This is a genomic window from Pseudomonas iranensis, assembly GCF_014268585.2.
Taxonomy (GTDB): domain Bacteria; phylum Pseudomonadota; class Gammaproteobacteria; order Pseudomonadales; family Pseudomonadaceae; genus Aquipseudomonas; species Aquipseudomonas iranensis.
On the sequence record NZ_CP077092.1, the window covers coordinates 5,761,294 to 5,784,153 of the forward strand.

Genomic DNA, 22,860 nt, shown 5'->3' on the forward strand with positions numbered 1-22,860 from the left:
TTCTTTACACCTTGCGTAGCAACCGTTTTGCAGCACACCTGATCAGCCACTTTCGCCGGCCACGCAGAGGGCCATGAGGATTACATCGATGGACGTCACCGCAAAAATCAGCCTGGGCGATCCGCTGGAACCCGCACGCAAGGCCACCGCACAAATGCTCCAGGAGCGCGAGCGCACCTTTTCGTTGCCACAGCCGTTCTACAGCGACGAGCGCCTGTTCGATATCGATATGCAGGAGATCTTCCAGAAGGAATGGTTGATCGCCGGCATGACCTGCGAGATCCCGGCCAAGGGCAACTACCTGACCCTGCAGGTCGGCAAGAACCCGATCATCGTCATTCGTGGCGCCGAGGGGGTGGTGCATGCGTTTCACAACGTCTGCCGCCACCGTGGCTCGCGCCTGTGCACCAGTGAAAAAGGCAAGGTCGCCAAACTGGTCTGCCATTACCACCAGTGGACCTACGAACTGGACGGGCGCCTGCTGTTCGCCGGCACCGAGATGGGCGCCGACTTCGACATGAAGCAATACGGCCTGAAACCGGTGAACGTGAAAACCGCTGGCGGCTACATCTTCATCAGCCTGGCGGAAAACCCGCCGGCCATCGATGACTTCCTGTCGACGCTCAACCATTACATGGAACCGTACGACATGGAGAACACCAAGGTGGCGATCACCACCACCTTGATGGAGAAGGCCAACTGGAAACTGGTGCTGGAAAACAACCGCGAGTGCTACCACTGCAACGCGTCGCACCCGGAACTGTTGAAAACCCTGCTGGAGTGGGACGACGTCACCGACCCGCGCGCCGATCAGGCGTTCAAGGATCACGTTGCTGCGTCCGCCGCAGCCTGGGAAGCGGAAAAGATCCCTTACGCCCACGCCAGTTTCGGCCTGCGCAACCGCATCGTGCGCATGCCGCTGCTCAAGGGCACCGTGTCGATGACCCTCGACGGCAAGCAGGGCTGCGCAAAACTGATGGGCCGGATCAAGAACCCGGACCTGGGCTCGATGCGCATCCTGCACCTGCCGCATTCGTGGAACCACTGCATGGGCGATCACATCATCGTCTTCACCGTGTGGCCGATCAGCGCTCAGGAAACCATGGTCACCACCAAGTGGCTGGTGCACAAGGACGCGGTGGAAGGTGTCGATTACGACGTCGAGCGCATGCGCCAGGTATGGGACGCGACGAACGATCAGGACCGCCGTCTGGCTGAAGAAAACCAGCGCGGGATCAACTCCACGGCTTACCAGCCGGGGCCTTACTCGAAGACCTATGAATTCGGCGTGGTCAACTTCGTCGATTGGTACAGCGAGCGGATGTTGAACAACCTCGGGGCAGAGCCTGCGCCTTACCTCAAAGGTGTACCGGTTCAGGGCTGATCAGGAGCATAAGATCGCAGCCTGCGGCGGCTCCTACAGGTGGAATGCATCCCCTGTGGGAGCGAGCCTGCTCGCGAAGGCGTCCTGACCCACGCTACATCTTTCAGTTGATCAATTTCCGACCAATCACCTCCGCCCCCATACCCACCAAGCCCTCCAGCCTTCCGCAAACAAGTTATCCACATACCCGCCCACAGCGAATGGGGGTAACTGTGGATGAGTCAAAAAATATCTTGCTGATTTGCAAAGAAAAACCGTGACTTATCCATAAGCATGGTTTCTGAAAACGATTGGTTGTTTTTTGATCGAATCGCTGTAGACCTAGTATTTAAAGGCCTCTAGCAGGTAGCAAACACGTTATCCACAGAAGCGCCAACAGAGATCGGGGGTAACTTTGGCTGGCCTGTGGAAAAAACCGTGCGGACGGGGAAAAGTGCTCTTGCGGGACGCTTTCTTTGCTTGGATAGCTCATTTGATCAGGAAATGATCAACCTTCCGTAAGCCTTGTTCCATATGGCCTACAGCTGATAGCGAACATCTTATCCACAGAAGCGCCAACAGAGATTGGGGGCAAGTTCTCGATTTATACCGAGGGAAAAGCCTGACAAATCCGTGAGTTACGCTGATCGTTTTTTGATCTTATGGTTGGAAGGCTTGAATGGCGTGGGGTGCGCGGAAGGGCGAACACGTTATCCACAGCTTCGCCAACAGGGAATGTGGGTAAGCCGCTTCCCCTCACCCCAACCCTCTCCCAGAGGGAGAGGGGGCCGACCGCGTCGACTGGTGAGGTTACATCGACCTGAAACATTGTATTGATCTCAGGCTTGGCCAGACCAAGGCCACCGCCATGTCGCAGGTCGGTGTACTTGGCCAATTCGCCGCGGTAGGTCCCCTCTCCCTCTGGGAGAGGGCTAGGGTGAGGGGCTTTTCAGCGGACAACGCCTTCTTCAATCAGCAACTTCAGAATCGCTTCAGCCCCAGCCTGTGCGGTGACGCCTTTGAGCACCTGCCCCCCGCCGCCACTGGCTTTGGCCGTAGCGGCCTTCATCCGGTCGGCGCCGCTCTTGGCCTTGATCACCTTCAAGCGCTTGGGCCGTGGCTTGGCCGGTTGCAGTGAGGCGACGGCCAACAATTGGTCCTCCACCACTTCAACGTCATCGGCGGCCAATTCGCCCCGTCGTGCCGGGCCATATGCACTTTGCCGAGGCTTCGGTGCGGCGTTATCCACAGTGGCCAGAAACGGCAGTTTGACCTTCAAGCGGCGTCGCTGGCCGCGCGGCAACGCTTGCAGGACCAGCGCCGACCCGTCATTGATCGATTCGACCTGCGCCAGGCCCACCACCAGCGGCCAGCCCAGACCTTCGGCCAGCAGGAACGGCAACATCCCCGAACCTTCCCCGGTTTCTGCCTGACTGCCGGTCAGCACCACTTGCGCTCCGGCATCGCGAAGGTACGCGGTCAGCGCCGGCAAGGCATCGGCGCCAGCGGGTTGTTCCAGCACATGCAGCTGTTCCAGGCCCATGCCCAGATAGGCACGCAGGGCCGGTTCGGCAACATCACCGGCGTGCAGCACTTGCAGGTTATCCCCAGCCAGTTGCAGGCCCAGTTCCACCGCGCGCGCATCCTGATCGGCGCGCCGTGGCCGACCTGAGGTCGGGTGAGCGCCGATCGAGACCAGACTGATAACGTTCGTGTTCATAGGGTTTCCTTAAGCCGCATCGCGCTTGGCTTCGTTGCGGTAAGCCGCGACCGCTTCGATCAACGCTTGCAGAATCTCTGCGCTTTCGCCGATCACTGAAAGATCGGCGCGTTTGATCATGTCGCAACCCGGATCGAGGTTGATTGCCACCACCTTGTCGCAGGCGCCAATGCCTTGCAGGTGCTGGATCGCGCCGGAGATACCCACAGCGACATAGACCCGCGCGGTGACCCAGGTGCCGGACGCGCCGACCTGACGATCGCGCGCCATGAAGCCGTCGTCCACGGCCACCCGCGACGCGCCTTCGGTGGCGCCGAGTGCAGCGGCTGTTTCGTGGAACAGCGCCCAATCCTTCACGCCGTTGCCACCGGAGAAAATGAATTCGGCTTCGGCCATCGGAATCGCGCCCGGGTCCACCGCCACCGCACCGAGATCTTCGATTCGCGACAAGCTGCGCGCGACGCTTGTGGATAACTCCACTGGCAACGCTTCGTGGCGGGTTTCGCTGACCGGTTCTGCGCATTCGGCAGCGGCGAGAATCAACCGCGCCACTGGACGCGCCAGGTCTTGCAATCCGGCCCCGGCGCGGCCGATGCACTCCTGATCCTTGACCTGCCAGACCCGCGTGGCCGGGCGCTCGCCCAGCGCAGCAGCAAAGCGCCGACCGAGTTCGCCGCCACCGCTGCGGCTGTCCGGCAGCAACCAGTGACGCGGGTTGAATTGGTTATCCACAGCGCGCAAGCCCTGCACCCGTTGTTCCGGTGCATAACCGCAGAATTCCTCGCCTTCGAGCACCAGCAAGCGATCAACGCCAGCGGATTCGAAAGCGCTTTCCTTGTGCTCGCCGAACACCACAGCAAGCACCGCACCATCGATGCCGGCCAGTTGGTGAGCGAGGCCGAGCAGATCGCGGTCGTGGCTGCTCAGGCGGCCGCCGACCATATCCGGCACCACACTGATGTAGAACGCCGGGGCCGGCACTTGATGCAGCGGCAATTGCATTTGCACAGCAGCCGAGCGTTTGACCGCCCCGCCCTGCTGCGCGCCGCTGCGGTCGATTCGTTTGATGCCGTTAGGGCCGATAAAACCCAGGCCGTGCAGATTCTTGCGAATGACGCCGTTGGGCCCCATCCAGCTGTGCTGCGCCGGTTGCATCGCCGCGTGCAGCGGGTGCAGGCGGTTGCGCGCAATCCATTCGGCGCGCGGGTCGCGGCGGATAATGTCGCTCATCAGTGCACCTCCGCAGGTTCACGTTTGGCCGGGGTGGCTGGCTTGCTTGGCGCGGCGTCTTCGAGCAGCGCGTCGGCCACCAGTTCGGCGATGTCCTTGATCAGCGGACGCGGTTCGACCACACCTTCGAGCATCGCCGTGCACTGTGGACAACCCACCGCCACCAGTTCGGCGCCGGTCTCGCGGATGTCTTCCATGCGCATGTCGGGGATGCGCTGCTTGCCCGGAATGTCAGTGATCGGCGCGCCGCCACCGCCGCCGCAGCAGCGTGAGCGGAAGCCGGACCGTTGCATCTCTTTGACTTCAATGCCGAGGGCGCGCAGCACTTCACGCGGCGCTTCGTACTCGCCGTTGTAGCGGCCCAGGTAGCACGGATCGTGATAGGTCACGCTGTTGCCTTTGTGCTGACCGAGGTTGAGCGCGCCGGCCTGAATGATCTCGGCCATATAGGTGCTGTGGTGCTGCACCAGATAGTTGCCATCGAAAGCGCCGTACTCGTTTTTCAGCACGTGGAAACTGTGCGGATCGCAGGTGACGATGCGGTTGAAGCTGTATTTGGCCAACGTCTGGATGTTGCGCTTGGCCAGCAACTGGAACGTCGCCTCGTCGCCGAGACGCCGCGCCACATCGCCGCTGTCGCGCTCTTCGAGGCCGAGCACGGCGAAGTCGATGTTGGCCGCTTTCAGCACTTTGACGAACGCGCGCAGGGTGCGCTGGTTGCGCATGTCGAAGGCGCCGTCGCCGACCCAGAACAGCACGTCGGTGGATTTCTTTTCGCTGAGCAGATTGAGATTCAGGTCCGCCGCCCAGTTCATCCGCCCGCCCGGGGCGAAACCGCCAGGGTTGTCGGTTGCAATAAGGTTCTCGAGAACTTCGGCACCCTTGTTCGGCGTCGCGCCTTTTTCCAGGGTCAGATGCCGGCGCATGTCGACGATCGCATCGACGTGCTCGATCATCATCGGGCACTCCTCGACGCAGGCACGGCAGGTGGTGCACGACCACAGGGTTTCGGCGTCGACCAGACCGTTGACGATCGGTTGGTGCGGGTTGCCGCCATGCTCGCCGATCGGTTTGCCTGGATACGGGCTGCCGGCGAACTTCGCGTCAGTGCCGCCGGCGAGGCCGACGACCATGTCCTGAATCAGTTTTTTCGGGTTCAGCGGCTGGCCGGCGGCAAACGCCGGGCAAGCCGCTTCGCACTTGCCGCACTGCACGCAGGCGTCGAAACCGAGCAACTGGTTCCAGGTGAAATCCTTGGGTTTTTCCACGCCCAGTGGCGCATCGGGATTGTTCAGGTCCAACGGCTTCAAACCGGTCGAGCGCCCGCCGCCAAAACGTTCCGGGCGACGGTGCCAGGCCAGGTGCAGCGCACCGGCAAAGGCGTGCTTCATCGGCCCGCCCCAGGTCATGCCGAAGAACAGTTCCGACACGCCCCACAGCACACCAACACCGAGAATGGCGGCGAGCACCCAACCGCCGAAGTTTTCCGGCAGGATCCCGGCCACCGGCAGGGTCACCAGGAAAAACGACGCCGAGAACGCCAGCAGGCTTTTCGGCAGGCGCATCCATGGGCCTTTCGACAGACGCGCAGGCGGATTGAGCCGACGCAGGTACATGAAGATCGCGCCGACGAACATCACCGCCGACATCAGCAGCAAGGCGTAGCCGAGGATGCGGTTATGCAGGCCGAAACCGTGCACCAGAATGGCCAGCACAATCGACGCCACCGCACCGCCCGCCGTGGCGACGTGGGTGTTGGCAATGTATTTGTCCCGCACGACGACGTGGTGCAGGTCGACCATGTAGCGCTTGGGCATGGCCAGCAGACCGCCGAGCAGATCGACCTTCGCCGCCCGCCCCCGGCGCCACATGTTCATCCGCCGCAACGCGCCGAGGACCGCAAGGCCCAGGGCTGCGAACAACAGGATTGGAAGAAGGGTGTTCAACATGGTGAAGCTCCCACCAGACAGCCTGGAGAAACACGGCGTTCGATGATCGTTCCCACGCTCTGCGTGGGAATGCAGCCCGGGACGCTCCGCGTCCCAAAGCGGACGCAGAGCGTCCAGTGAGGCATTCCCACGCAGAGCGTGGGAACGATCGGTTAGCCAGCCTTAAAAGTCTTTACACAGTCTGAGTGCGTCATAGATCGCGGCGTGGGTATTACGCTGCGCCACGCAGTCGCCGATGCGGAACAGCAAGTAGCCGTCGCCCGCTTCGCTCAGCGAAGGTTGCGGCTGGATCGCGAACAGCGCTTCGACGTCGATCTGGCCCTTGTTGCGCGAGCCGTCCTTGAGGGCGTAGTAGATTTCCTCGTCCGGGCGCACGCCGTTTTCGACGACCACCTGATCGACCACCCGTTCCTCTTTCGCGCCGGTGTATTCGTTCTCCAGCACTGCGATCAGCTTGTCGCCCTCGCGGTAGACCTTCTCCAGCATCATGTCGCCGGTCATGATCACTTCTTTCGGGTACATGCTGCGGTAGTAGGTCGGGAACGACGTGCCGCCGATGGCCACGCCCGGTTTGATGTCGTCGGTGACGATCTCGACCTGGCTGCCCTTGTCGGCGAGGAAGTCGGCGACCGACATGCCGGTGAACTCGCAAATGGTGTCGTAGACCAGCACGTTCTTGCCCGGCGCAACCTTGCCGTCGAGCACGTCCCAGCTGCTGACCACCAGCCCTTCGGCCGCGCCCCAGTGTTCGTTCTGCTCAAGGTACGGATGACCGCCGACCGCCAGCACCACGACATCCGGACGCAGGTCCATGATGGTGTCGGCATCCGCCGCTGTGCCCAGGCGCAGATCGACTTTCAGCCGCGCCAGTTCCAGTTGGAACCAGCGAGTGATGCCGGCGATCTGGTCACGTTGCGGTGCTTTCGATGCGGTGGTGATCTGCCCGCCGATGAAGTCTTTTTTCTCGAACAGCGTGACGTCGTGGCCACGCTCGGCAGCCACGCGCGCGGCTTCCATCCCGGCCGGGCCGGCACCCACGATCACCACTTTGCGTTTCGGCCCGGTGGATTTCTCGATGATGTGTGGCACGCCCATGTATTCACGGGAGGTCGCGGCATTCTGGATGCACAGTACGTCCAGGCCCTGATACTGGCGGTCGATGCAATAGTTGGCGCCGACGCACTGCTTGATCTGGTCGATCTGGCCCATCTTGATCTTGGCGATCAGGTGCGGGTCGGCGATGTGCGCGCGGGTCATGCCGACCATGTCGACGTAACCGCCTTCAAGGATGCGCGTGGCCTGGTTCGGGTCCTTGATGTTCTGCGCGTGCAGCACCGGCACCTTGACCACTTCCTTGATCCCGGCAGCCAGGTGCAGGAACGGCTCCGGTGGATAACTCATGTTCGGAATGACGTTGGCCAGGGTATTGTGCGTATCGCAACCCGAGCCGACCACGCCGATGAAATCGAGCATGCCGGTGTCGTCGTAATACTTGGCGATCTGCTTCATGTCCTCGTGGGACAAGCCGTCCGGATGGAACTCGTCACCGCACAGGCGCATGCCCACACAGAAGTCGTCACCGACCTCGGCGCGCACGGCTTTCAGGACTTCGAGACCGAACTTCATCCGCCCTTCGAAGCTGCCGCCCCATTCGTCGGTGCGCTTGTTGACGCGCGGGCTCCAGAACTGGTCGATCATGTGCTGGTGCACGGCGGACAGTTCGACGCCGTCGAGGCCACCGGCCTTGGCCCGGCGCGCAGCTTGGGCGTAGTTGCCGATCACTCGCCAGATCTCTTCCGGCTCGATGGTTTTGCAAGTGGCGCGGTGCACCGGTTCACGGATGCCCGAGGGCGACATCAAGGTCGGCCAGTTGAAACCGTCCCAGCGCGAGCGACGGCCCATGTGGGTAATCTGGATCATGATCTTGGCGCCATGCTTGTGCATGGCGTCGGCCAGATTCTGGAAGTGCGGAATGATCCGGTCGGTCGACAGATTGACCGAACTCCACCATTCCTGCGGGCTGTCGATCGCCACCACGGACGAACCGCCGCAGATCGCCAGGCCGATGCCGCCCTTGGCCTTCTCTTCGTAATACTTGACGTAGCGGTCGGTGGTCATGCCACCGTCAGTCGCGTAGACCTCGGCGTGCGCGGTGCTGAGAACGCGGTTGCGGATGGTCAGTTTGCCGATCTGGATCGGCTGGAACATTGCTTCGAAAGCCATGGCACGGTCCTCGGCTTACAACGGCTTGACGATGAACAAGCCGTCATCGTGGCCCTCTTCGGAGCCTCCGTAGACTTGTTCGGCCACAGTACGGATCTTGCTGCCACGGGCTTCGAGAATCTGGTCCATGGCGCCGGCGAACCAGCCGGTGAACATGTAATCGACCTTGCGCCCGACCTTGCCGTAGACATAGACGAATGCCGAGTGCTCGAGCTTGACGCTGGCGGTGCCTTTGTCGAGGTCGATGTCCTGGATCTTGAACAGACCCCAGCCGCGCTGCGACAGGCGCTTCATGTAGTGCTCGAACACCGCGACGCCCTCCAGGCCGTGGCATTCGGCTTCCTTTTCACACCAGTGCCAGGCGGATTTGTAGCCGGCCTTGTAGAGGATCTCGGCATAGGCTTCAGCGCCGAGCACTTCCTCGATGCCCATGTGGTTGTTGACGAAAAAGTGACGCGGCACATACAGCATTGGCAGGGCGTCGGAGGTCCAGACACCGGTCTCGCTGTCGACTTCGATAGGCAATTGCGGGGCGATCTTGGCCATGGAAACTTAACTCCAGAAAATTTTGTGTGTTGCCCCCGACGCGGATGGCCGGGGGAAAGGATTCAGAAGTGCGGCGGCTTATTCGCCCCAGACATCTTTCAAGACGCTTACCCAGTTCTCGCCCATGATCTTGCGCACCACGCGCTCGGAATGGCCGCGCTTGAGCAGGGTTTCGGTGAGGTTGGGGAATTCGCCGACGGTGCGGATGCCCAGCGGGTTGATGATCTTGCCGAAGCTGGTCAGGCGGCGGGCGTAGCCCTTGTCGTGGGTCAGGTATTCGAAGAAGTCCTGGCCGTGACCCTGAGTGAAATCGGTGCCGATACCGATGGCGTCTTCGCCAACGATGTTCATGGTGTATTCGATCGCTTCGGCGTAATCGTCGATGGTCGAATCGATGCCCTTGGCGAGGAACGGCGCGAACATGGTCACGCCGACGAAACCGCCGTGGTCGGCAATGAACTTCAGCTCTGCATCGGATTTGTTGCGCGGGTGCTCTTTGAGACCCGACGGCAGGCAGTGCGAGTAGCAGACCGGTTTTTTCGATTCGAGAATGACTTCTTCGGAGGTCTTGGAACCGACGTGGGACAGGTCGCACATGACACCGACGCGGTTCATCTCGGCGACGATCTCGCGACCGAAACCCGACAGGCCGCCATCACGCTCGTAGCACCCGGTGCCGACCAGATTCTGGGTGTTGTAGCACATCTGCACGATGCCAACGCCGAGCTGCTTGAACACCTCGACATAGCCGATCTGGTCTTCGAAAGCGTGGGCATTCTGGAAGCCGAAGAGAATGCCGGTCTTGCCCTGCTCCTTGGCGCGACGGATGTCGGCGGTGGTGCGCACCGGCATCACCAGATCGCTGTTCTCACGGATCAGTTTCTGGCTGGCAGCGATGTTGTTCACGGTCGCCTGAAAGCCTTCCCACACCGACACAGTGCAGTTGGCCGCCGTCAGACCGCCCTTGCGCATGTCTTCGAACAGCTCGCGGTTCCATTTGGCAATGATCAGACCGTCGATAACGATGCTGTCGGCGTGTAATTCGGCTGGGCTCATCAGGCGTCCCCTTATTGGCGATTCATGCGCCGAATCGTCTGCCGGCGCTTTGGGGCCAGCATATGCCTCGGTGCCGGGGCGACCGGGTGCAAAAACGACAGGGGAATTGCCGAAAGCGTCAATCCGCGACAAAGGGTCGTCGGCCGCCCTCCTCGGCTGGCTGTTCAAGCCCGCGCGCTTGCGCCAGAATCTGCCGCAGCCTGCACCTACCAACGGATTAGAGCGCCCCCAATGAAATCGATCTTCCTCGCCCTGGCACTGATTGCGACCGGCGCCCACGCCGCCGAAGAATCCGAGAACAACCCGTGCGACGCGGTGGAAAACGACATCCAGACCCTGGAATGCTCCGCCTACAGCCGCAGCACCGCCGAAGACCTGCTCAAAGACAACTACGCCAGCCTCAACGAACGCATGCAGACCGCCTACGGCAAGAACCCGACGCAACTGGCCGACATCACCGCCAAACTGAAAACCGCCCAGCAACAATGGTTGAAGACGCGGGATGCGGATTGCGCGGTGGAAGCGTTCCCGGCAACGGCGGGGAGCAAGGCTTTCACCATTGCGCAGAATGATTGTGTCGCGCGGATGAGTGATGAACGGTCGGAGTTTTTGGAGTCGATCGGGCAGGAATAAACATGCAAAGGATAAATCAATGATTCCTCATGAAGTGGTCAGCCATATGGTTGATGGCGCAACACCGATCCGCGCCTGGCGCGAATATCTCAACCTGACTCAGGAAGAAATGGCCAAGCGCATGGGCATCTCGCAACCGGCGTTTGCCCAGCAGGAAACAGTCGCCAAACCCCGCAAGGCCACCCGCGCGAAAATCGCCGCCGCGTTCGGCATCACAGCCAGTCAGCTTGAGCTGTAGGCTGCCCTCTTTATTCAAAGGAATTCCCATGAACATCTGCGGCATTGAAATCAAAGGCAGCGAAGCGATCATCGCCGTGGCGGCGCTCGACGGTTCGACGTTGAGCCACGTCCCTCTCGCCACAAAAAAAATTGCTCTGGATGACGATGACGAGGCGGCGAACGTGCGGCGGTTCGCGGCGCAGGTGGCGTCGTTTGTGCGGGAAAACTCGGTAGACCGGATCGCGATCAAAAAGCGCAGCAAAAAGGGCGAGTTTGCCGGTGGGCCGACGACGTTCAAGATCGAGGGGGTGTTTCAGTTGCTGGATGGTTGTGAGGTGACGCTGCTGTCGCCGCAGACGATCAATGCCCAGGCCAAGAAGCACAATTTCGAGCTGCCGGGGACGTTGAACAAGTATCAGCATGAGGCTTACAAGGCGGCGTGCTCGGCGTTGGTGAAGAAATAACCCTCTCTCAGACGCCGAAAATTAAATGTGGGAGCGAGCCTGCTCGCGAATGCAATGTGTCAGGCAACATCAGTGTTGGATGACAGACCGCTTTCGCGAGCAGGCTCGCTCCCACATTGTTTTCATGCAGGCCCATTCACGCCTGTGCGGTACGCCGGTCTTCGCGGGGGCAGCGGGCGAAACGCGCGCGATAACTGCGGGTGAAATACGACGGTGATTCAAAGCCGCAGGCGATGCTCACTTCGAGCACGCTCATATCGGTCTGGCGCAGCAATTGCCGGGCCTTCTCAAGCCTTAACCGCAGATAGAAGTTGCTCGGCGTATCGTTCAGATGCAGCCGGAACAAACGCTCCAGTTGCCGCCGGGTCACCTTGATCGACTCCGCCAGTTGCAGCGTGGTCAGCGGCGGTTCGCTGTGCTGTTCCATCTCGCCGATCACCTGCACCAGTTTCTTGTTGTTGATCCCGTAACGCGTGGCGACTTCCATGCGCTGGTGATCCTTGCGCGGGCGGATGCGCCCGAGCACAAACTGCTCGCTGACCTGAATCGCCAGTTGCGGGCCGTGGGCCTGGGCGATCAGGTCGAGCATCAGATCAATCGAGGCCGTACCTCCCGCCGAGGTGATCCGCCGCCGGTCGATCTCAAACAGTTCCTGGGTCACGCTGAGCTGTGGATAAGACTCCTTGAACGCATCGATCGCCTCCCAGTGCAGGGTCAGGCGATGGCCATCGAGCAGGCCCGCTTCGGCGAGGACGAAGCTGCCGGTGTCGATGGCGCCGAGGGTTACGCCGTCCTTGTCCAGCCTGCGCAACCAGTGCTCCAGCGTCGGCGTGATGAACTTCAGCGGTTCGAAGCCGGCCACCACCAGCAAGGTCGCGCCTTTCTTCAGCGGCTCCAGTGCCGCATCGGCGTTGACCGACATGCCGTTGCTCGCCAGTACCGCGCCGCCATCGGCGCTGAGCACATGCCAGCGGTACAACTCGCCGCGAAAGCGGTTGGCCACGCGCAACGGTTCGATCGCGGAAATAAAGCCGATGGCGGAGAACCCCGGCATCAGCAAAAAGTAGAAATCCTGGGGCATGGGCGCACTCGGTTGGCGGGTCGCGTGGCTCGTTGATACGCCGATTATCGGCGGCGTTCAAGCGTGCAGGTCGCTACAGTGCAAATGCCAGTCGCCGCAGTGCGCTTTCACGGGTGCATAGCTGCGTAACTTGGCCTCACCGGCGCGCAGATGCCGGGAACCACAATAATCGAACTGCCGAGGAACCCGACATGAAACGACTGATCAGCAGCTGCGTTCTTGCACTCAGCGGTACCGCTATCTTCAGCACCGGCGTGATGGCGGCCGAACCGGCCTCCTGCAAGAACGTACGCATGGGCGTGGTCAACTGGACTGACGTGATCGCCACCAGTGCCATGACCCAGGTCCTGCTCGACGGCCTCGGCTACAGCACCAAACAGACCAGCGCCTCGCAGCAGATCATCTTTGCCGGGATTCGCGATCAGCGCCTGGACTTGTTCCTCGGCTACTGGAACCCGCTGATGACCCAGACCATCACGCCATTCGTCGAGGCCAATCAGGTGAAAGTGCTTGAAGCGCCGAGCCTGAAAGACGCCCGCGCCACCCTCGCCGTGCCGACCTATCTGGCTGACAAGGGCCTGAAAACCTTCGCTGACATCGCCAAATTCGAGAAGGAATTGGGCGGCAAGATCTACGGCATCGAGCCAGGCTCAGGTGCCAACACGCAGATCAAAGCGATGATCGCCAAAAACCAGTTCGGTCTGGGTAAATTCCAGCTCGTCGAATCGAGCGAGGCCGGCATGCTCGCTGCCGTCGACCGCGCCGTGCGGCGCAAGGAAGCCGTGGTGTTCTTCGGCTGGGCGCCGCACCCGATGAACGTCAACATTCAGATGACCTACCTGACCGGCAGCGAAGACGCCCTCGGCCCGAACGAAGGCATGGCCACGGTGTGGACGGTCACCGCGCCGAAATACGCCGAGCAATGCCCGAACATCGGCCGCCTGCTGGCCAACCTGACCTTCACCGCCGAATCCGAGAGCCGGATGATGCAGCCGCTGCTCGATCACAAGGACGCCTTCGAGTCGGCGAAGCAGTGGCTCAAGGATCACCCCGAAGACAAACAGCGCTGGCTTGAAGGTGTGACGACTTTCGATGGCAAGCCGGCTGCTGAAAATCTGCAACTGACCAGCAAATAACCTCGCGATCAAAAGCCCCCTCACCCTAGCCCTCTCCCAAGGGAGAGGGAATTCAACGACGCTTCGCAGCCCCGCCACGGGCTGCGGACAGACCCATCACGCCTGAAGGAAACGCACCATGAACCACGACGTCATCATCACCTGCGCACTCACCGGTGCTGGCGACACGACCGCCAAGAGCCCACACGTGCCGGTCACCCCGAAACAGATTGCCGCTGCCGCGGTGGAAGCGGCCAAGGCCGGCGCCACCGTCGTGCACTGCCATGTGCGCGACCCGCAGACCGGCAAGTTCAGCCGTGACGTGGCGCTGTACCGCGAAGTGATGGAGCGCATCCGCGAGGCGGACGTCGACATCATCGTCAACCTCACCGCCGGGATGGGTGGCGACCTGGAAATCGGCGCGGGCGAGAACCCGATGGAGTTCGGCCCGAACACGGATCTGGTCGGTCCGCTGACCCGTCTCGCCCATGTTGAAGAACTGCTGCCGGAAATCTGCACCCTCGATTGCGGCACGCTGAACTTCGGCGACGGCGACACCATTTACGTCTCGACCCCGGCGCAACTGCGCGCCGGCGCCAAGCGCATCACCGAGCTGGGTGTGAAGGCCGAGCTGGAGATTTTCGACACCGGGCATCTGTGGTTCGCCAAGCAGATGATCAAGGAAGGCTTGCTCGACAACCCGCTGTTTCAACTGTGCCTGGGCATCCCGTGGGGCGCGCCGGCCGACACCACCACGATGAAAGCTATGGTCGACAACCTGCCCGCCGACGCGGTCTGGGCCGGCTTCGGCATTGGCCGCATGCAGATGCCGATGGCGGCGCAAGCGGTGCTGCTGGGCGGCAACGTGCGGGTCGGGCTGGAGGACAACCTGTGGCTGGACAAAGGCGTGCTGGCGACCAATGGCCAATTGGTTGAACGCGCCACGGAAATCCTCAGCCGCCTCGGTGCCCGCGTGCTGACGCCGGCCGAAGGTCGCAAAAAAATGGGCCTGACCCAGCGCGGCTGAACCTCACCTTATTTCCCTGTGAACATAAATTTTGTGGTGAGGGGATTTATCCCCGATGGGTGGCGAAGCCGCCCCAAAACCTGACAACCCGGGGCATCAGATAGACCGAGAGCACAGGTTTTACGACTGCTTCGCAGCCGATCGGGGATAAATCCCCTCGCCACGAGAACAGAGTTTCCACAGGGATCACCGAACTCTCTCCAGGAAATCGTCATGCGCTTTATCACCGAAATCAAAACCTTCGCCGCTCTCGGCAGCGGTGTCATCGGCAGTGGCTGGGTCGCCCGCGCCCTCGCCCACGGCCTCGACGTGGTGGCTTGGGACCCGGCGCCCGGCGCCGAAGCGGCATTGCGCCAACGCGTAGCCAATGCTTGGGGCGCGCTGGAGAAGAACGGCCTGGCGCCCGGCGCTTCGCAGGACCGTCTGCGTTTTGTCGCAACCATCGAGGAGTGCGTGCGTGACGCCGATTTCATCCAGGAAAGCGCCCCGGAGCGGCTGGAACTGAAACTCGATCTGCACAGCAAGATCAGCGCCGCAGCCAAGCCCGATGCGCTGATCGGCTCCAGCACTTCAGGCCTTTTGCCAAGCGAGTTCTACGAGAGTTCGACGCACCCTGAACGCTGCGTGGTCGGGCATCCGTTCAACCCGGTGTATCTGTTGCCACTGGTGGAAGTGGTCGGCGGCAAAAACACCGCGCCGCAAGCGGTGCAAGCGGCGATGCAAGTCTACGAATCCCTCGGCATGCGCCCGTTGCATGTGCGCAAGGAAGTGCCGGGTTTCATCGCCGATCGCCTGCTCGAAGCGCTGTGGCGCGAGGCGTTGCACCTGGTCAACGACGGTGTGGCGACGACCGGCGAGATCGACGATGCGATTCGCTTTGGCGCCGGTCTGCGCTGGTCGTTCATGGGCACTTTCCTGACTTACACCCTGGCCGGCGGCGATGCCGGCATGCGCCACTTCATGTCGCAATTCGGCCCGGCGCTGCAGTTGCCGTGGACGTATCTGCCAGCACCGGAGCTGACCGACAAGCTGATCGATGATGTGGTCGATGGCACCACCGATCAGCTCGGTCGGCACAGCATTTCGGCGCTGGAACGCTATCGTGATGACTGTTTGCTGGCGGTGCTCGATGCGGTGAAGACCACCAAGGAAAAGCATGGAATGAGTTTCAGCGAGTAATGCGTATGACATGGCACCGCTGCCCTCACCCTAACCCTCCCGAAACGTCGGACCGCCCGTAGGGAGAGGGGACTGACCGAGGTGTTTTTGCAAGCTACGCCGACTTGCACCACTGCGTCGAACTCTGGACTTGAAAAGCTCGAAAATCGGCTCCCTTTCCCCCTCGCCCCCCTGGGGGAGAGGGCTGGGGTGAGGGGGTTGCTCTTGATCTTCACCCATCAACTGCGGAAACCGAAACCATGCCCCACCTCACCACCTACCAAACCACCATCATCCCCGACTGGGTCGACTACAACGGCCACCTGCGCGACGCCTTCTACCTGCTGATCTTCAGCTACGCCACCGATGCGCTGATGGACCGCCTCGGCATGGACAGCAGCAACCGCGAGGCCAGCGGCCATTCGCTATTCACCCTTGAGCTGCACCTCAATTATCTGCACGAAGTGAAGCTCGACACTGAGGTGCAAGTGCGCACGCAAATCATCGGCCACGACAGCAAGCGCCTGCACCTCTATCACAGCCTGCACAAGGTCGGCGATGAGCAAGAGTTGGCCGGCAATGAACAGATGCTTTTGCACGTCGACCTCACCGGCCCGCGCTCGGCGCCGTTCAGCCCCGATACGTTGCATCGCTTGCAGGCCATCGTCGCCGATCAGACCGACCTGCCCGCTCCCGCTTACATCGGCCGCGTGATCGCGCTGCCACCCGCTCGGTAAATCCCCACTGCCAAGGAGCCGTCATGAACACCGCCGTCGCTGTTGCCGATTTTCGTACTTATCCGTTGATCAGCGCGCTCGGTGGCGTGCAGGGTCTGGCGGATCGCGTTGTCATCGAATGGGCTGACGGACGTGTCAGCCCGTTTCACCACGTATGGTTGCGCGACAATTGCCCGTGTGATCAATGTGTCTACAGCGTCACTCGCGAGCAGGTTTTCGAGAGCGTCGATGCCGCCGAGGATTTGCGACCGCTGGCCACGCGCATCGACAGCGATGGTTGCCTGCGTATCGACTGGCAGGACGGTCACCTCAGCCGCTTTGACCCGGGCTGGTTGCGCGCACATGCCTATGACGATGAATCCCGCGCCGAACGCCTGGCCGGCAAACCGCAGCCCCGTTTGTGGCACAGCGATCTGCAGTTGCCGGTGTTCGACTACATCGCGCTGATGAACGACAACGCCGCGCTGCTGCAATGGTTGCTCGCCGTGCGCGACATCGGCCTGACCCAAGTGCGTGGCGTGCCCACCGAGCCGGGCTCGCTGAAGCTCATCGCGCAGCGGATTTCCTTCATCCGCGAAAGCAACTTCGGCGTGCTGTTCAATGTGCAATCCAAAGCCGACGCCGACAGCAACGCCTACACCGCCTTCAACCTGCCATTGCACACGGATCTGCCGACTCGCGAGCTGCAACCGGGGCTGCAATTTCTGCATTGCCTGGTGAATGATGCCGAGGGTGGCGAGAACATTTTCGTCGATGGTTTTGCGATCGCCGACGCCTTGCGTCAGGAGGAGCCGCAGCTGTTTGAGGCCCTGTGCGAAATCCCTGTGGAATTCCGCAACAAGGACCGGCACAGCGACTATCGCTGCCTGGCGCCGATCATCGCTGTGGATGCGCTGGGCCGGGTGGCGGAGATTCGCATGGCCAACTTTCTGCGCGGGGCGTTCGATACGTCGGTGGCGCAGATGCCGCTGCTGTATCGAGCCTATCGGCGCTTTATTGCGATGACCCGCGAGCCGCGGTTTCGGCTGATGCAGCGACTCAAGCCGGGCGAGTTGTGGTGCTTTGACAACCGCCGCACGCTGCATGCGCGCAATGCCTTTGATCCAGCCACCGGGGCGCGACATTTTCAGGGCTGCTATGTCGACCGGGATGAGTTGTTGTCGCGGATTCTGGTGTTGCAACGTTGAACCACGTCATCGTTCTTCGCGAGCAGTCTCGCTCCCACAGGGGTACGCATTGCAAAGTGGGAGCGAGCCTGCTCGCGAAAGCGTCAGCGGGAACAACCAATCTCTGGCTGATTCACAAGCAAAAAAAACTCCGATCAAGCCGTGACAGGATCGGAGCTGAGGAGGGTACTGTTGAGGAGCTGCCAGGCGAGGGTGACCAAACCTTCGTGAAGCGAGCTGGGGCCAGTGTGCCTAGTCGCCAATCCAGTCGGTTAGCCGAAAACGACCTGTTCATAGTCGTCCCGGCCACCGCGACAAAACGCCCTTGCCGCGTCCGGTCGGGGCCACCAGAATCGAGCCAAGACCTCCGTTGCCACAGAAGGATTTGCGTAATGATGTACGCCGATTTGATTGACCAGGAAGATCTGTTGGGCCAGCTCAAGGCCTTGGGTATTCAGGTGCCGAGCGGTACCACCGCCGAGCAGGCCTGTGAGTGCGCGGTGCGAGGACTGGATAATGTTCGCGCATTCGAACTGCGCAAGATGGTCAAGGACATGTACACCAGCGGCGCCAGCATTCAGCCGGCGGTGCGTCAGGCGATCGACAAGCAATTGTTGCCGGCCCTCTCGGATTACCAGCAGTCCCACAGCGCCTGACAGGCCGCCATCGCTGGCAAGCCAGCTCCCACAGTGATCCGGGCCGACACAACATTTGTGTACTACACAGACCCTGTGGGAGCTGGCTTGCCAGCGATGAAGCTGACTCGGTCTACAGCCTTACGCTGGCAAACGTCGACTCATTGCGCGCCTGACTCAGCGCTGACATCGGCCCCGAGAGCGGCGACATCACGATGGCCTGCGGCAGCGGCAGCATCGCTACCTGCTGGGTGGTGTTGGAGCCGACGCGTTCGTCACGCGGCGGGATGCCGAAGTACTCGCGATAGCACTTGGAGAAGTGCGGCGTGGAGACGAACCCACACACCGACGCCACCTCGATGATCGACATCGGCGTCTGTTTGAGCAGTTGCCGGGCGCGGATCAGGCGCAGCTTCAGGTAATAGCGTGACGGCGAGCAGTGCAGGTATTTCTGGAACAACCGCTCCAGTTGTCGACGCGACACCGCGACATACACCGCCAGTTCATCCAGATCGATCGGCTCTTCCAGATTGGCTTCCATCAACGCGACGATTTCCTGCAACTTCGGCTGGTTGGTGCCGAGCATGTGCTTGAGCGGCACACGCTGGTGATCCTGTTCGTTGCGGATGCGCTCGTAGACGAACATTTCCGAGATCGCTGCCGACAGTTCACGACCGTGATCGCGGCTGATCAGGTGCAGCATCATGTCCAGCGGCGCGGTACCGCCGGAACTGGTGAAGCGGTTACGGTCGAGGGTGAACAGCCGTGTGCTCATGGCCACGCGCGGGAAAGCTTCCTGCATCGCCGCCAGACATTCCCAGTGCACGCTGCAATCGAAGCCGTCGAGCAGACCGGCACAGGCCAGCGCCCAACTGCCGGTGCACACCGCGCCCAGGCGCTTGGACTGGCGCGCCTGGCTTTGCAGCCACGAGACGTGTTCACGGGTTACGGTACGTTGAATGCCGATGCCGCCGCAGACGATCACCGTGTCCAGGGGCGGGGCTTTGTGCATTGAGGCGTCGGGAGTGATCTGCAGTCCGTCACTGGCCCAGACCTGGCCGCCATCGACGGTAAGGGTGCTCCAGCGATACAGCTCGCGACCGGACAACTGATTGGCCATGCGCAGCGGCTCAACGGCGGACGCCAGGGAAATCAGCGTGAAATTGTCCAGCAGCAGAAAGCCGATGGATTGAGGCGCACGGTTCTGGGGTTGGGCCCCGGAGTTGAACGACGTCATCGCGGTATCTCCTCACACAAAGCGGGTGGCGGCCTCAGGCGGAGGCTCTTGTTATTGCCCGCGTCTCACAGAGAAAGCAGGCTTTGTTATGACAGAGCAATTGCCGTGCCTGAAATTGGACGGCCATTCAATAACTCCTGAAAACGACCTCGCGACGCGTCTATACGCGACCTCGGAACACGCCATTTCGAAGTGCCATCAGATGCCGCGAGCGCCCTGCCGCGCAGCCCGTGAGCAGATCGGTAGCACTTGTGGGAACTGGCCTGCAGCGGATTTGCACAGAGTGTCACCGCAAGCACGGACGACGGACGGTCGATTAACGACTGATAAGTCACGACTGACAGTGAGGCTTGTCTGATTGCGACGCGCCAAAAGGTGGCGTGGCTCGATCGGGGTGTTCTTTTGTCGAGCAGTTTTGACTGGTCTGGCCCTATCGCTGGCAAGCCAGCTCCCACAGGGATTTGTGGTGTGAACCAAATGGCATCAACACTGAAGAACCTGTGGGAGCTGGCTTGCCAGCGATAAGGGCAACGCCGTTTCAGCATTCAACCGCACTGACCGCCAAGCCACCGCGCGAAGTTTCTTTATATTTGTCATGCATATCGGCGCCGGTATCGCGCATGGTGCGGATCACTCGGTCCAGCGAGATAAAGTGCTGACCGTCGCCGCGCAGGGCCATTTGCGCCGCGTTGATCGCTTTCACTGCCGCGATTGCATTGCGCTCGATGCACGGCACCTGCACCAGGCCACCGACCGGGTCGCAGGTCAGGCCCAGATTGTGCTCCAGGCCGATTTCCGCCGCGTTGCACAATTGCTCGGGCGTGGCGCCGAGAATCTCCGCCAGCCCCGCCGCTGCCATGGCGCAGGCCGAACCGACCTCGCCCTGGCAGCCCACCTCGGCCCCAGAGATCGACGCATTCTTCTTGCACAGAATGCCGACTGCCGCCGCGCCGAGGAAATAGTCGACGACGTTGGCGTCGGTGACCGCTTCGCTGAATTTCATGAAGTAGTGCAGCACCGCCGGGATGATCCCCGCCGCGCCGTTGGTCGGTGCAGTGACCATACGCCCGCCAGCGGCATTCTCTTCATTGACGGCGAGGGCGAACAGGTTGACCCACTCCATGGCGCTCAGGGTCGAGCCGATGACGTTCGGTTTGTTCAGCTCTTGCAGGCTGCGGTGCAACTTCGCCGCCCGCCGCCGCACGTTCAGGCCGCCGGGCAGAATGCCTTCGTGCTTGAGGCCCTGCTCGACGCAATCCTGCATCGCCCGCCACAGTTTCATCAGCCCGGCACGGATCTCTTCTTCGCTGCGCCAGACCTTTTCGTTGGCCATCATCAGTTCGGCGACGCGCAGGTTGTGCGTTTTGCACAACTGCAGCAGCTCGATCGCACTGGAGAAGTCGTAAGGCAATTCGGTGCGATCCAGATCGACCACACCGCTGGCCGCTTGCGCCTCATCAACGACGAAGCCGCCGCCGACCGAATAGTAGGTGTCACGGTGCAACTCACCGAACTCGCCTTCGGCCACCAGCGTCATGGCGTTGGGATGGAATGGCAGGTTTTCGTCGATCAGGCGCATGTCCCGTGCCCAGATAAACGGCACCGACAGACGGCCATCCAATAAAAGCGTATGGGTTTCGCGCAGCGCCTGAATGCGCGGGCCGATCTGCGCCGGGTCGATTGCGTCCGGCCACTCGCCCATCAGGCCCATGATCACCGCGTTGTCGCTGCCGTGGCCGATGCCGGTGGCCGACAGCGATCCAAACAACTGCACCTCGATACGCCGCACCTGCTCCAGCTGATGCTTGCCGCGCAGCGACTCGACGAACAATGCGGCGGCGCGCATCGGTCCGACGGTGTGGGAACTGGAAGGGCCGATGCCGATTTTGAACAGGTCGAAAACGCTGATAGCCATTGCTGCGAAGCTCCTGAGAATACCGGTCCGGGCGGCAAAAGCGCCCGCTGGCGGAGCTGCTACGCTCAAGCTGCGATCCGCCGAATGCCGGCATCATCGGGCTTTTGTCGGCGCGCTCGGCGTCTGACACCGACGCAGTCATGTCCAGCAGCGTCGTTACGTTTTCGCCCCGCAAATACGCCGTTTTTATGCCGTTGAGCAGGTCATCGGGGGCGGAAAAAAGCTGTAAGCGACGTCACCGACACTGGAAGCGACCATCCCTGTACTGGATACGACCCTCCCTGTAGGCGTCAGATTTTCACTGGTACATGATCGGGATGACTCGATTGCAAGGCGCTGCGGTAGAGCTGTCGTCAGAACGCCACCAACCGCAACCCATAAGTGCGGTGGTCCACAGTCGGAACACTGCCAAAAAAAAACACCAAGGAGTCCATCCATGAAAGGTTCCCCGTCGTTGTTGTTGGCCGCCCTGCTGAGTCTGCCGTTACTGGCGCAAGCCGCAGAACCGGCACAGTGCAGCCTCGTTAACTTCTCCGATGTCGGCTGGACCGACATCACCGCCACCACCGCTACCACTTCCGTTGTTCTCAACGCCCTCGGCTACAAGACCAAGACCACCATGATCTCCGTGCCCGTGACCTACAAGTCGCTGGCCGACGGCAAGAACATGGACGTGTTTCTCGGTAACTGGATGCCGACCATGGAGAACGACATCAAGCCGTATCGCGATGCCGGCACCGTCGACACCGTGCGCACCAACCTCAAGGGTGCCAAATACACCCTCGCCGTGCCGCAAGCCCTGTACGACAAAGGCCTGCATGACTTCGCCGACATCGCCAAATTCAAGAAAGAACTCGACGGCAAGATCTACGGCATCGAGCCGGGCAACGACGGCAACCGGCTGATCCAGAGCATGATCGACAAGGACGCCTTCGGCCTGAAGACCGCAGGCTTCAAGATCGTCGAATCCTCCGAGGCCGGCATGCTCTCGCAAGTCGACCGGGCGCAGAAGCGCGACACCGCCGTGGTCTTCCTCGGCTGGGCACCGCACCCGATGAACAAGCGCTTCAAGATTCAATACCTGACCGGCGGCGACGACTTCTTCGGCCCCGATTTCGGCGCAGCCACCGTGGCGACCAACACTCGCAAGGGTTACGCCGAAGAATGCAGCAATGTCGGTCAGCTGTTGAAAAACCTGGAGTTCACCGTCGACATGGAAAGTGAACTGATGGGCAACATCCTCGACGACAAGATGAAGCCTGACGCGGCCGCCAAGGCCTGGCTGAAAAAGAATCCACAGGTGCTCGATACCTGGCTCGCTGGCGTGACCACCATTGACGGTAAACCAGGCCTGGAGGCCGTGAAAGCCAAGCTCGCGCCTTGATT

General features: G+C 61.3%; 19 protein-coding genes and 1 pseudogene. 11 read left to right on the forward strand and 9 right to left on the reverse strand.

Annotated elements, in window-relative coordinates:
- Positions 1-88: 88 nt before the first annotated feature.
- The gene (gene gbca, locus HU724_RS26040; protein WP_016772823.1) at positions 89-1,384 is read left to right on the forward strand and encodes a glycine betaine monooxygenase oxygenase subunit; all 1,296 of its coding nucleotides are present in this window, start codon (positions 89-91) and stop codon (positions 1,382-1,384) included.
- A 928-nt stretch (positions 1,385-2,312) separates the two neighbouring features.
- Here the strand turns inward: gbca and etfB are convergent.
- The 6 genes from etfB to HU724_RS26070 form a co-directional block, all read right to left on the reverse strand.
- Positions 2,313-3,083 carry an electron transfer flavoprotein subunit beta gene (gene etfB, locus HU724_RS26045; protein ID WP_186568924.1) on the reverse strand — a complete coding sequence of 257 codons (771 nt, stop codon included), beginning with the start codon at positions 3,081-3,083 and terminating at the stop codon, positions 2,313-2,315.
- A 9-nt stretch (positions 3,084-3,092) separates the two neighbouring features.
- The gene (gene etfA, locus HU724_RS26050) at positions 3,093-4,313 is read right to left on the reverse strand and encodes an electron transfer flavoprotein subunit alpha (protein ID WP_186568925.1); all 1,221 of its coding nucleotides are present in this window, start codon (positions 4,311-4,313) and stop codon (positions 3,093-3,095) included.
- Positions 4,313-6,262: a dimethylglycine demethylation protein DgcB gene (dgcB, locus tag HU724_RS26055; protein WP_186568926.1), complete on the reverse strand. Its 1,950-nt coding sequence runs from the start codon at positions 6,260-6,262 to the stop codon at positions 4,313-4,315. The genes etfA and dgcB overlap by 1 nt, the downstream gene beginning before the upstream one ends.
- Positions 6,263-6,424: 162 nt before the next feature.
- The gene (gene dgcA / locus HU724_RS26060; protein ID WP_041476756.1) at positions 6,425-8,485 is read right to left on the reverse strand and encodes a dimethylglycine demethylation protein DgcA; all 2,061 of its coding nucleotides are present in this window, start codon (positions 8,483-8,485) and stop codon (positions 6,425-6,427) included.
- Between the two features lie 15 nt (positions 8,486-8,500).
- Positions 8,501-9,031: a 4-vinyl reductase gene (locus HU724_RS26065; RefSeq protein WP_039757633.1), complete on the reverse strand. Its 531-nt coding sequence runs from the start codon at positions 9,029-9,031 to the stop codon at positions 8,501-8,503.
- Positions 9,032-9,109: 78 nt separating this feature from the next.
- Positions 9,110-10,087, reverse strand: a complete 978-nt coding sequence (locus tag HU724_RS26070) for a dipeptidase (RefSeq protein WP_016772817.1) — start codon at positions 10,085-10,087, stop codon at positions 9,110-9,112.
- Between the two features lie 231 nt (positions 10,088-10,318).
- Between HU724_RS26070 and HU724_RS26075 the strand changes: the two genes are divergently transcribed.
- The 3 genes and pseudogenes from HU724_RS26075 to HU724_RS26085 all read left to right on the forward strand — a co-directional run bounded on the left by HU724_RS26075 (position 10,319) and on the right by HU724_RS26085 (position 11,403).
- Entirely contained in the window at positions 10,319-10,720 is a 402-nt protein-coding gene (locus HU724_RS26075; RefSeq protein WP_073476459.1) for a lysozyme inhibitor LprI family protein, read from the forward strand.
- Between the two features lie 10 nt (positions 10,721-10,730).
- Positions 10,731-10,958, forward strand: a pseudogene (locus tag HU724_RS26080) (helix-turn-helix domain-containing protein); the annotation flags it as partial.
- A 28-nt stretch (positions 10,959-10,986) separates the two neighbouring features.
- On the forward strand, positions 10,987-11,403 hold the full coding sequence (locus tag HU724_RS26085; RefSeq protein ID WP_016772815.1) for a DUF3010 family protein: 417 nt from the start codon (positions 10,987-10,989) through the stop codon (positions 11,401-11,403).
- Between the two features lie 136 nt (positions 11,404-11,539).
- Here the strand turns inward: HU724_RS26085 and HU724_RS26090 are convergent, their stop codons facing one another.
- Positions 11,540-12,484 carry a GlxA family transcriptional regulator gene (locus HU724_RS26090; RefSeq protein ID WP_186568928.1) on the reverse strand — a complete coding sequence of 315 codons (945 nt, stop codon included), beginning with the start codon at positions 12,482-12,484 and terminating at the stop codon, positions 11,540-11,542.
- Positions 12,485-12,675: 191 nt separating this feature from the next.
- On the opposite strand from HU724_RS26090, the gene HU724_RS26095 reads away from it, so the two are divergent.
- The 6 genes from HU724_RS26095 (at position 12,676) to HU724_RS26120 (ending at position 18,343) form a co-directional block, all read left to right on the forward strand.
- Complete coding sequence (locus HU724_RS26095) at positions 12,676-13,620, forward strand: choline ABC transporter substrate-binding protein (protein ID WP_186568929.1); 945 nt, start codon at positions 12,676-12,678, stop codon at positions 13,618-13,620.
- 118 nt (positions 13,621-13,738) lie between these two features.
- Positions 13,739-14,626 (forward strand): 3-dehydrocarnitine:acetyl-CoA trimethylamine transferase CdhC, encoded by an 888-nt coding sequence (gene cdhC / locus HU724_RS26100; RefSeq protein WP_016983621.1) that lies wholly within the window; start codon positions 13,739-13,741, stop codon positions 14,624-14,626.
- A gap of 213 nt (positions 14,627-14,839) precedes the next feature.
- The gene (locus tag HU724_RS26105; RefSeq protein ID WP_186568930.1) at positions 14,840-15,805 is read left to right on the forward strand and encodes an L-carnitine dehydrogenase; all 966 of its coding nucleotides are present in this window, start codon (positions 14,840-14,842) and stop codon (positions 15,803-15,805) included.
- Positions 15,806-16,044: 239 nt separating this feature from the next.
- Positions 16,045-16,521, forward strand: a complete 477-nt coding sequence (locus HU724_RS26110) for a thioesterase family protein (RefSeq protein ID WP_186568931.1) — start codon at positions 16,045-16,047, stop codon at positions 16,519-16,521.
- 23 nt (positions 16,522-16,544) lie between these two features.
- Complete coding sequence (locus HU724_RS26115; RefSeq protein WP_186568932.1) at positions 16,545-17,708, forward strand: gamma-butyrobetaine dioxygenase; 1,164 nt, start codon at positions 16,545-16,547, stop codon at positions 17,706-17,708.
- Positions 17,709-18,079: 371 nt separating this feature from the next.
- Entirely contained in the window at positions 18,080-18,343 is a 264-nt protein-coding gene (locus HU724_RS26120) for a hypothetical protein (RefSeq protein ID WP_016772808.1), read from the forward strand.
- Positions 18,344-18,455: 112 nt separating this feature from the next.
- Here HU724_RS26120 and gbdR read toward each other — a convergent pair whose 3' ends face one another.
- Positions 18,456-19,559: a choline metabolism transcriptional regulator GbdR gene (gene gbdR / locus HU724_RS26125; protein ID WP_007949927.1), complete on the reverse strand. Its 1,104-nt coding sequence runs from the start codon at positions 19,557-19,559 to the stop codon at positions 18,456-18,458.
- A gap of 538 nt (positions 19,560-20,097) precedes the next feature.
- Positions 20,098-21,474 carry an L-serine ammonia-lyase gene (locus HU724_RS26130; RefSeq protein ID WP_186568933.1) on the reverse strand — a complete coding sequence of 459 codons (1,377 nt, stop codon included), beginning with the start codon at positions 21,472-21,474 and terminating at the stop codon, positions 20,098-20,100.
- Between the two features lie 436 nt (positions 21,475-21,910).
- Between HU724_RS26130 and HU724_RS26135 the strand changes: the two genes are divergently transcribed.
- Positions 21,911-22,858, forward strand: coding sequence for a choline ABC transporter substrate-binding protein (locus HU724_RS26135; RefSeq protein WP_016772806.1), 948 nt, complete (start codon positions 21,911-21,913; stop codon positions 22,856-22,858).
- The last annotated feature ends 2 nt before the right edge of the window (positions 22,859-22,860 follow it).

What these genes read in the sequence shown, in the direction of transcription:
- dgcA (WP_041476756.1), bottom strand. Translation starts at nt 8,485, where the DNA reads ATGGCTTTCGAAGCAATGTTCCAGCCGATCCAGATCGGCAAACTGACC.
- HU724_RS26130 (WP_186568933.1), bottom strand. Translation starts at nt 21,474, where the DNA reads ATGGCTATCAGCGTTTTCGACCTGTTCAAAATCGGCATCGGCCCTTCC.
- HU724_RS26135 (WP_016772806.1), top strand. Translation starts at nt 21,911, where the DNA reads ATGAAAGGTTCCCCGTCGTTGTTGTTGGCCGCCCTGCTGAGTCTGCCG.
- HU724_RS26105 (WP_186568930.1), top strand. Translation starts at nt 14,840, where the DNA reads ATGCGCTTTATCACCGAAATCAAAACCTTCGCCGCTCTCGGCAGCGGT.
- HU724_RS26090 (WP_186568928.1), bottom strand. Translation starts at nt 12,484, where the DNA reads ATGCCCCAGGATTTCTACTTTTTGCTGATGCCGGGGTTCTCCGCCATC.
- etfB (WP_186568924.1), bottom strand. Translation starts at nt 3,083, where the DNA reads ATGAACACGAACGTTATCAGTCTGGTCTCGATCGGCGCTCACCCGACC.
- cdhC (WP_016983621.1), top strand. Translation starts at nt 13,739, where the DNA reads ATGAACCACGACGTCATCATCACCTGCGCACTCACCGGTGCTGGCGAC.
- HU724_RS26065 (WP_039757633.1), bottom strand. Translation starts at nt 9,031, where the DNA reads ATGGCCAAGATCGCCCCGCAATTGCCTATCGAAGTCGACAGCGAGACC.
- HU724_RS26085 (WP_016772815.1), top strand. Translation starts at nt 10,987, where the DNA reads ATGAACATCTGCGGCATTGAAATCAAAGGCAGCGAAGCGATCATCGCC.
- gbdR (WP_007949927.1), bottom strand. Translation starts at nt 19,559, where the DNA reads ATGACGTCGTTCAACTCCGGGGCCCAACCCCAGAACCGTGCGCCTCAA.
- dgcB (WP_186568926.1), bottom strand. Translation starts at nt 6,262, where the DNA reads ATGTTGAACACCCTTCTTCCAATCCTGTTGTTCGCAGCCCTGGGCCTT.
- HU724_RS26115 (WP_186568932.1), top strand. Translation starts at nt 16,545, where the DNA reads ATGAACACCGCCGTCGCTGTTGCCGATTTTCGTACTTATCCGTTGATC.
- etfA (WP_186568925.1), bottom strand. Translation starts at nt 4,313, where the DNA reads ATGAGCGACATTATCCGCCGCGACCCGCGCGCCGAATGGATTGCGCGC.
- HU724_RS26095 (WP_186568929.1), top strand. Translation starts at nt 12,676, where the DNA reads ATGAAACGACTGATCAGCAGCTGCGTTCTTGCACTCAGCGGTACCGCT.
- HU724_RS26120 (WP_016772808.1), top strand. Translation starts at nt 18,080, where the DNA reads ATGATGTACGCCGATTTGATTGACCAGGAAGATCTGTTGGGCCAGCTC.
- HU724_RS26075 (WP_073476459.1), top strand. Translation starts at nt 10,319, where the DNA reads ATGAAATCGATCTTCCTCGCCCTGGCACTGATTGCGACCGGCGCCCAC.
- HU724_RS26070 (WP_016772817.1), bottom strand. Translation starts at nt 10,087, where the DNA reads ATGAGCCCAGCCGAATTACACGCCGACAGCATCGTTATCGACGGTCTG.
- gbca (WP_016772823.1), top strand. Translation starts at nt 89, where the DNA reads ATGGACGTCACCGCAAAAATCAGCCTGGGCGATCCGCTGGAACCCGCA.
- HU724_RS26110 (WP_186568931.1), top strand. Translation starts at nt 16,045, where the DNA reads ATGCCCCACCTCACCACCTACCAAACCACCATCATCCCCGACTGGGTC.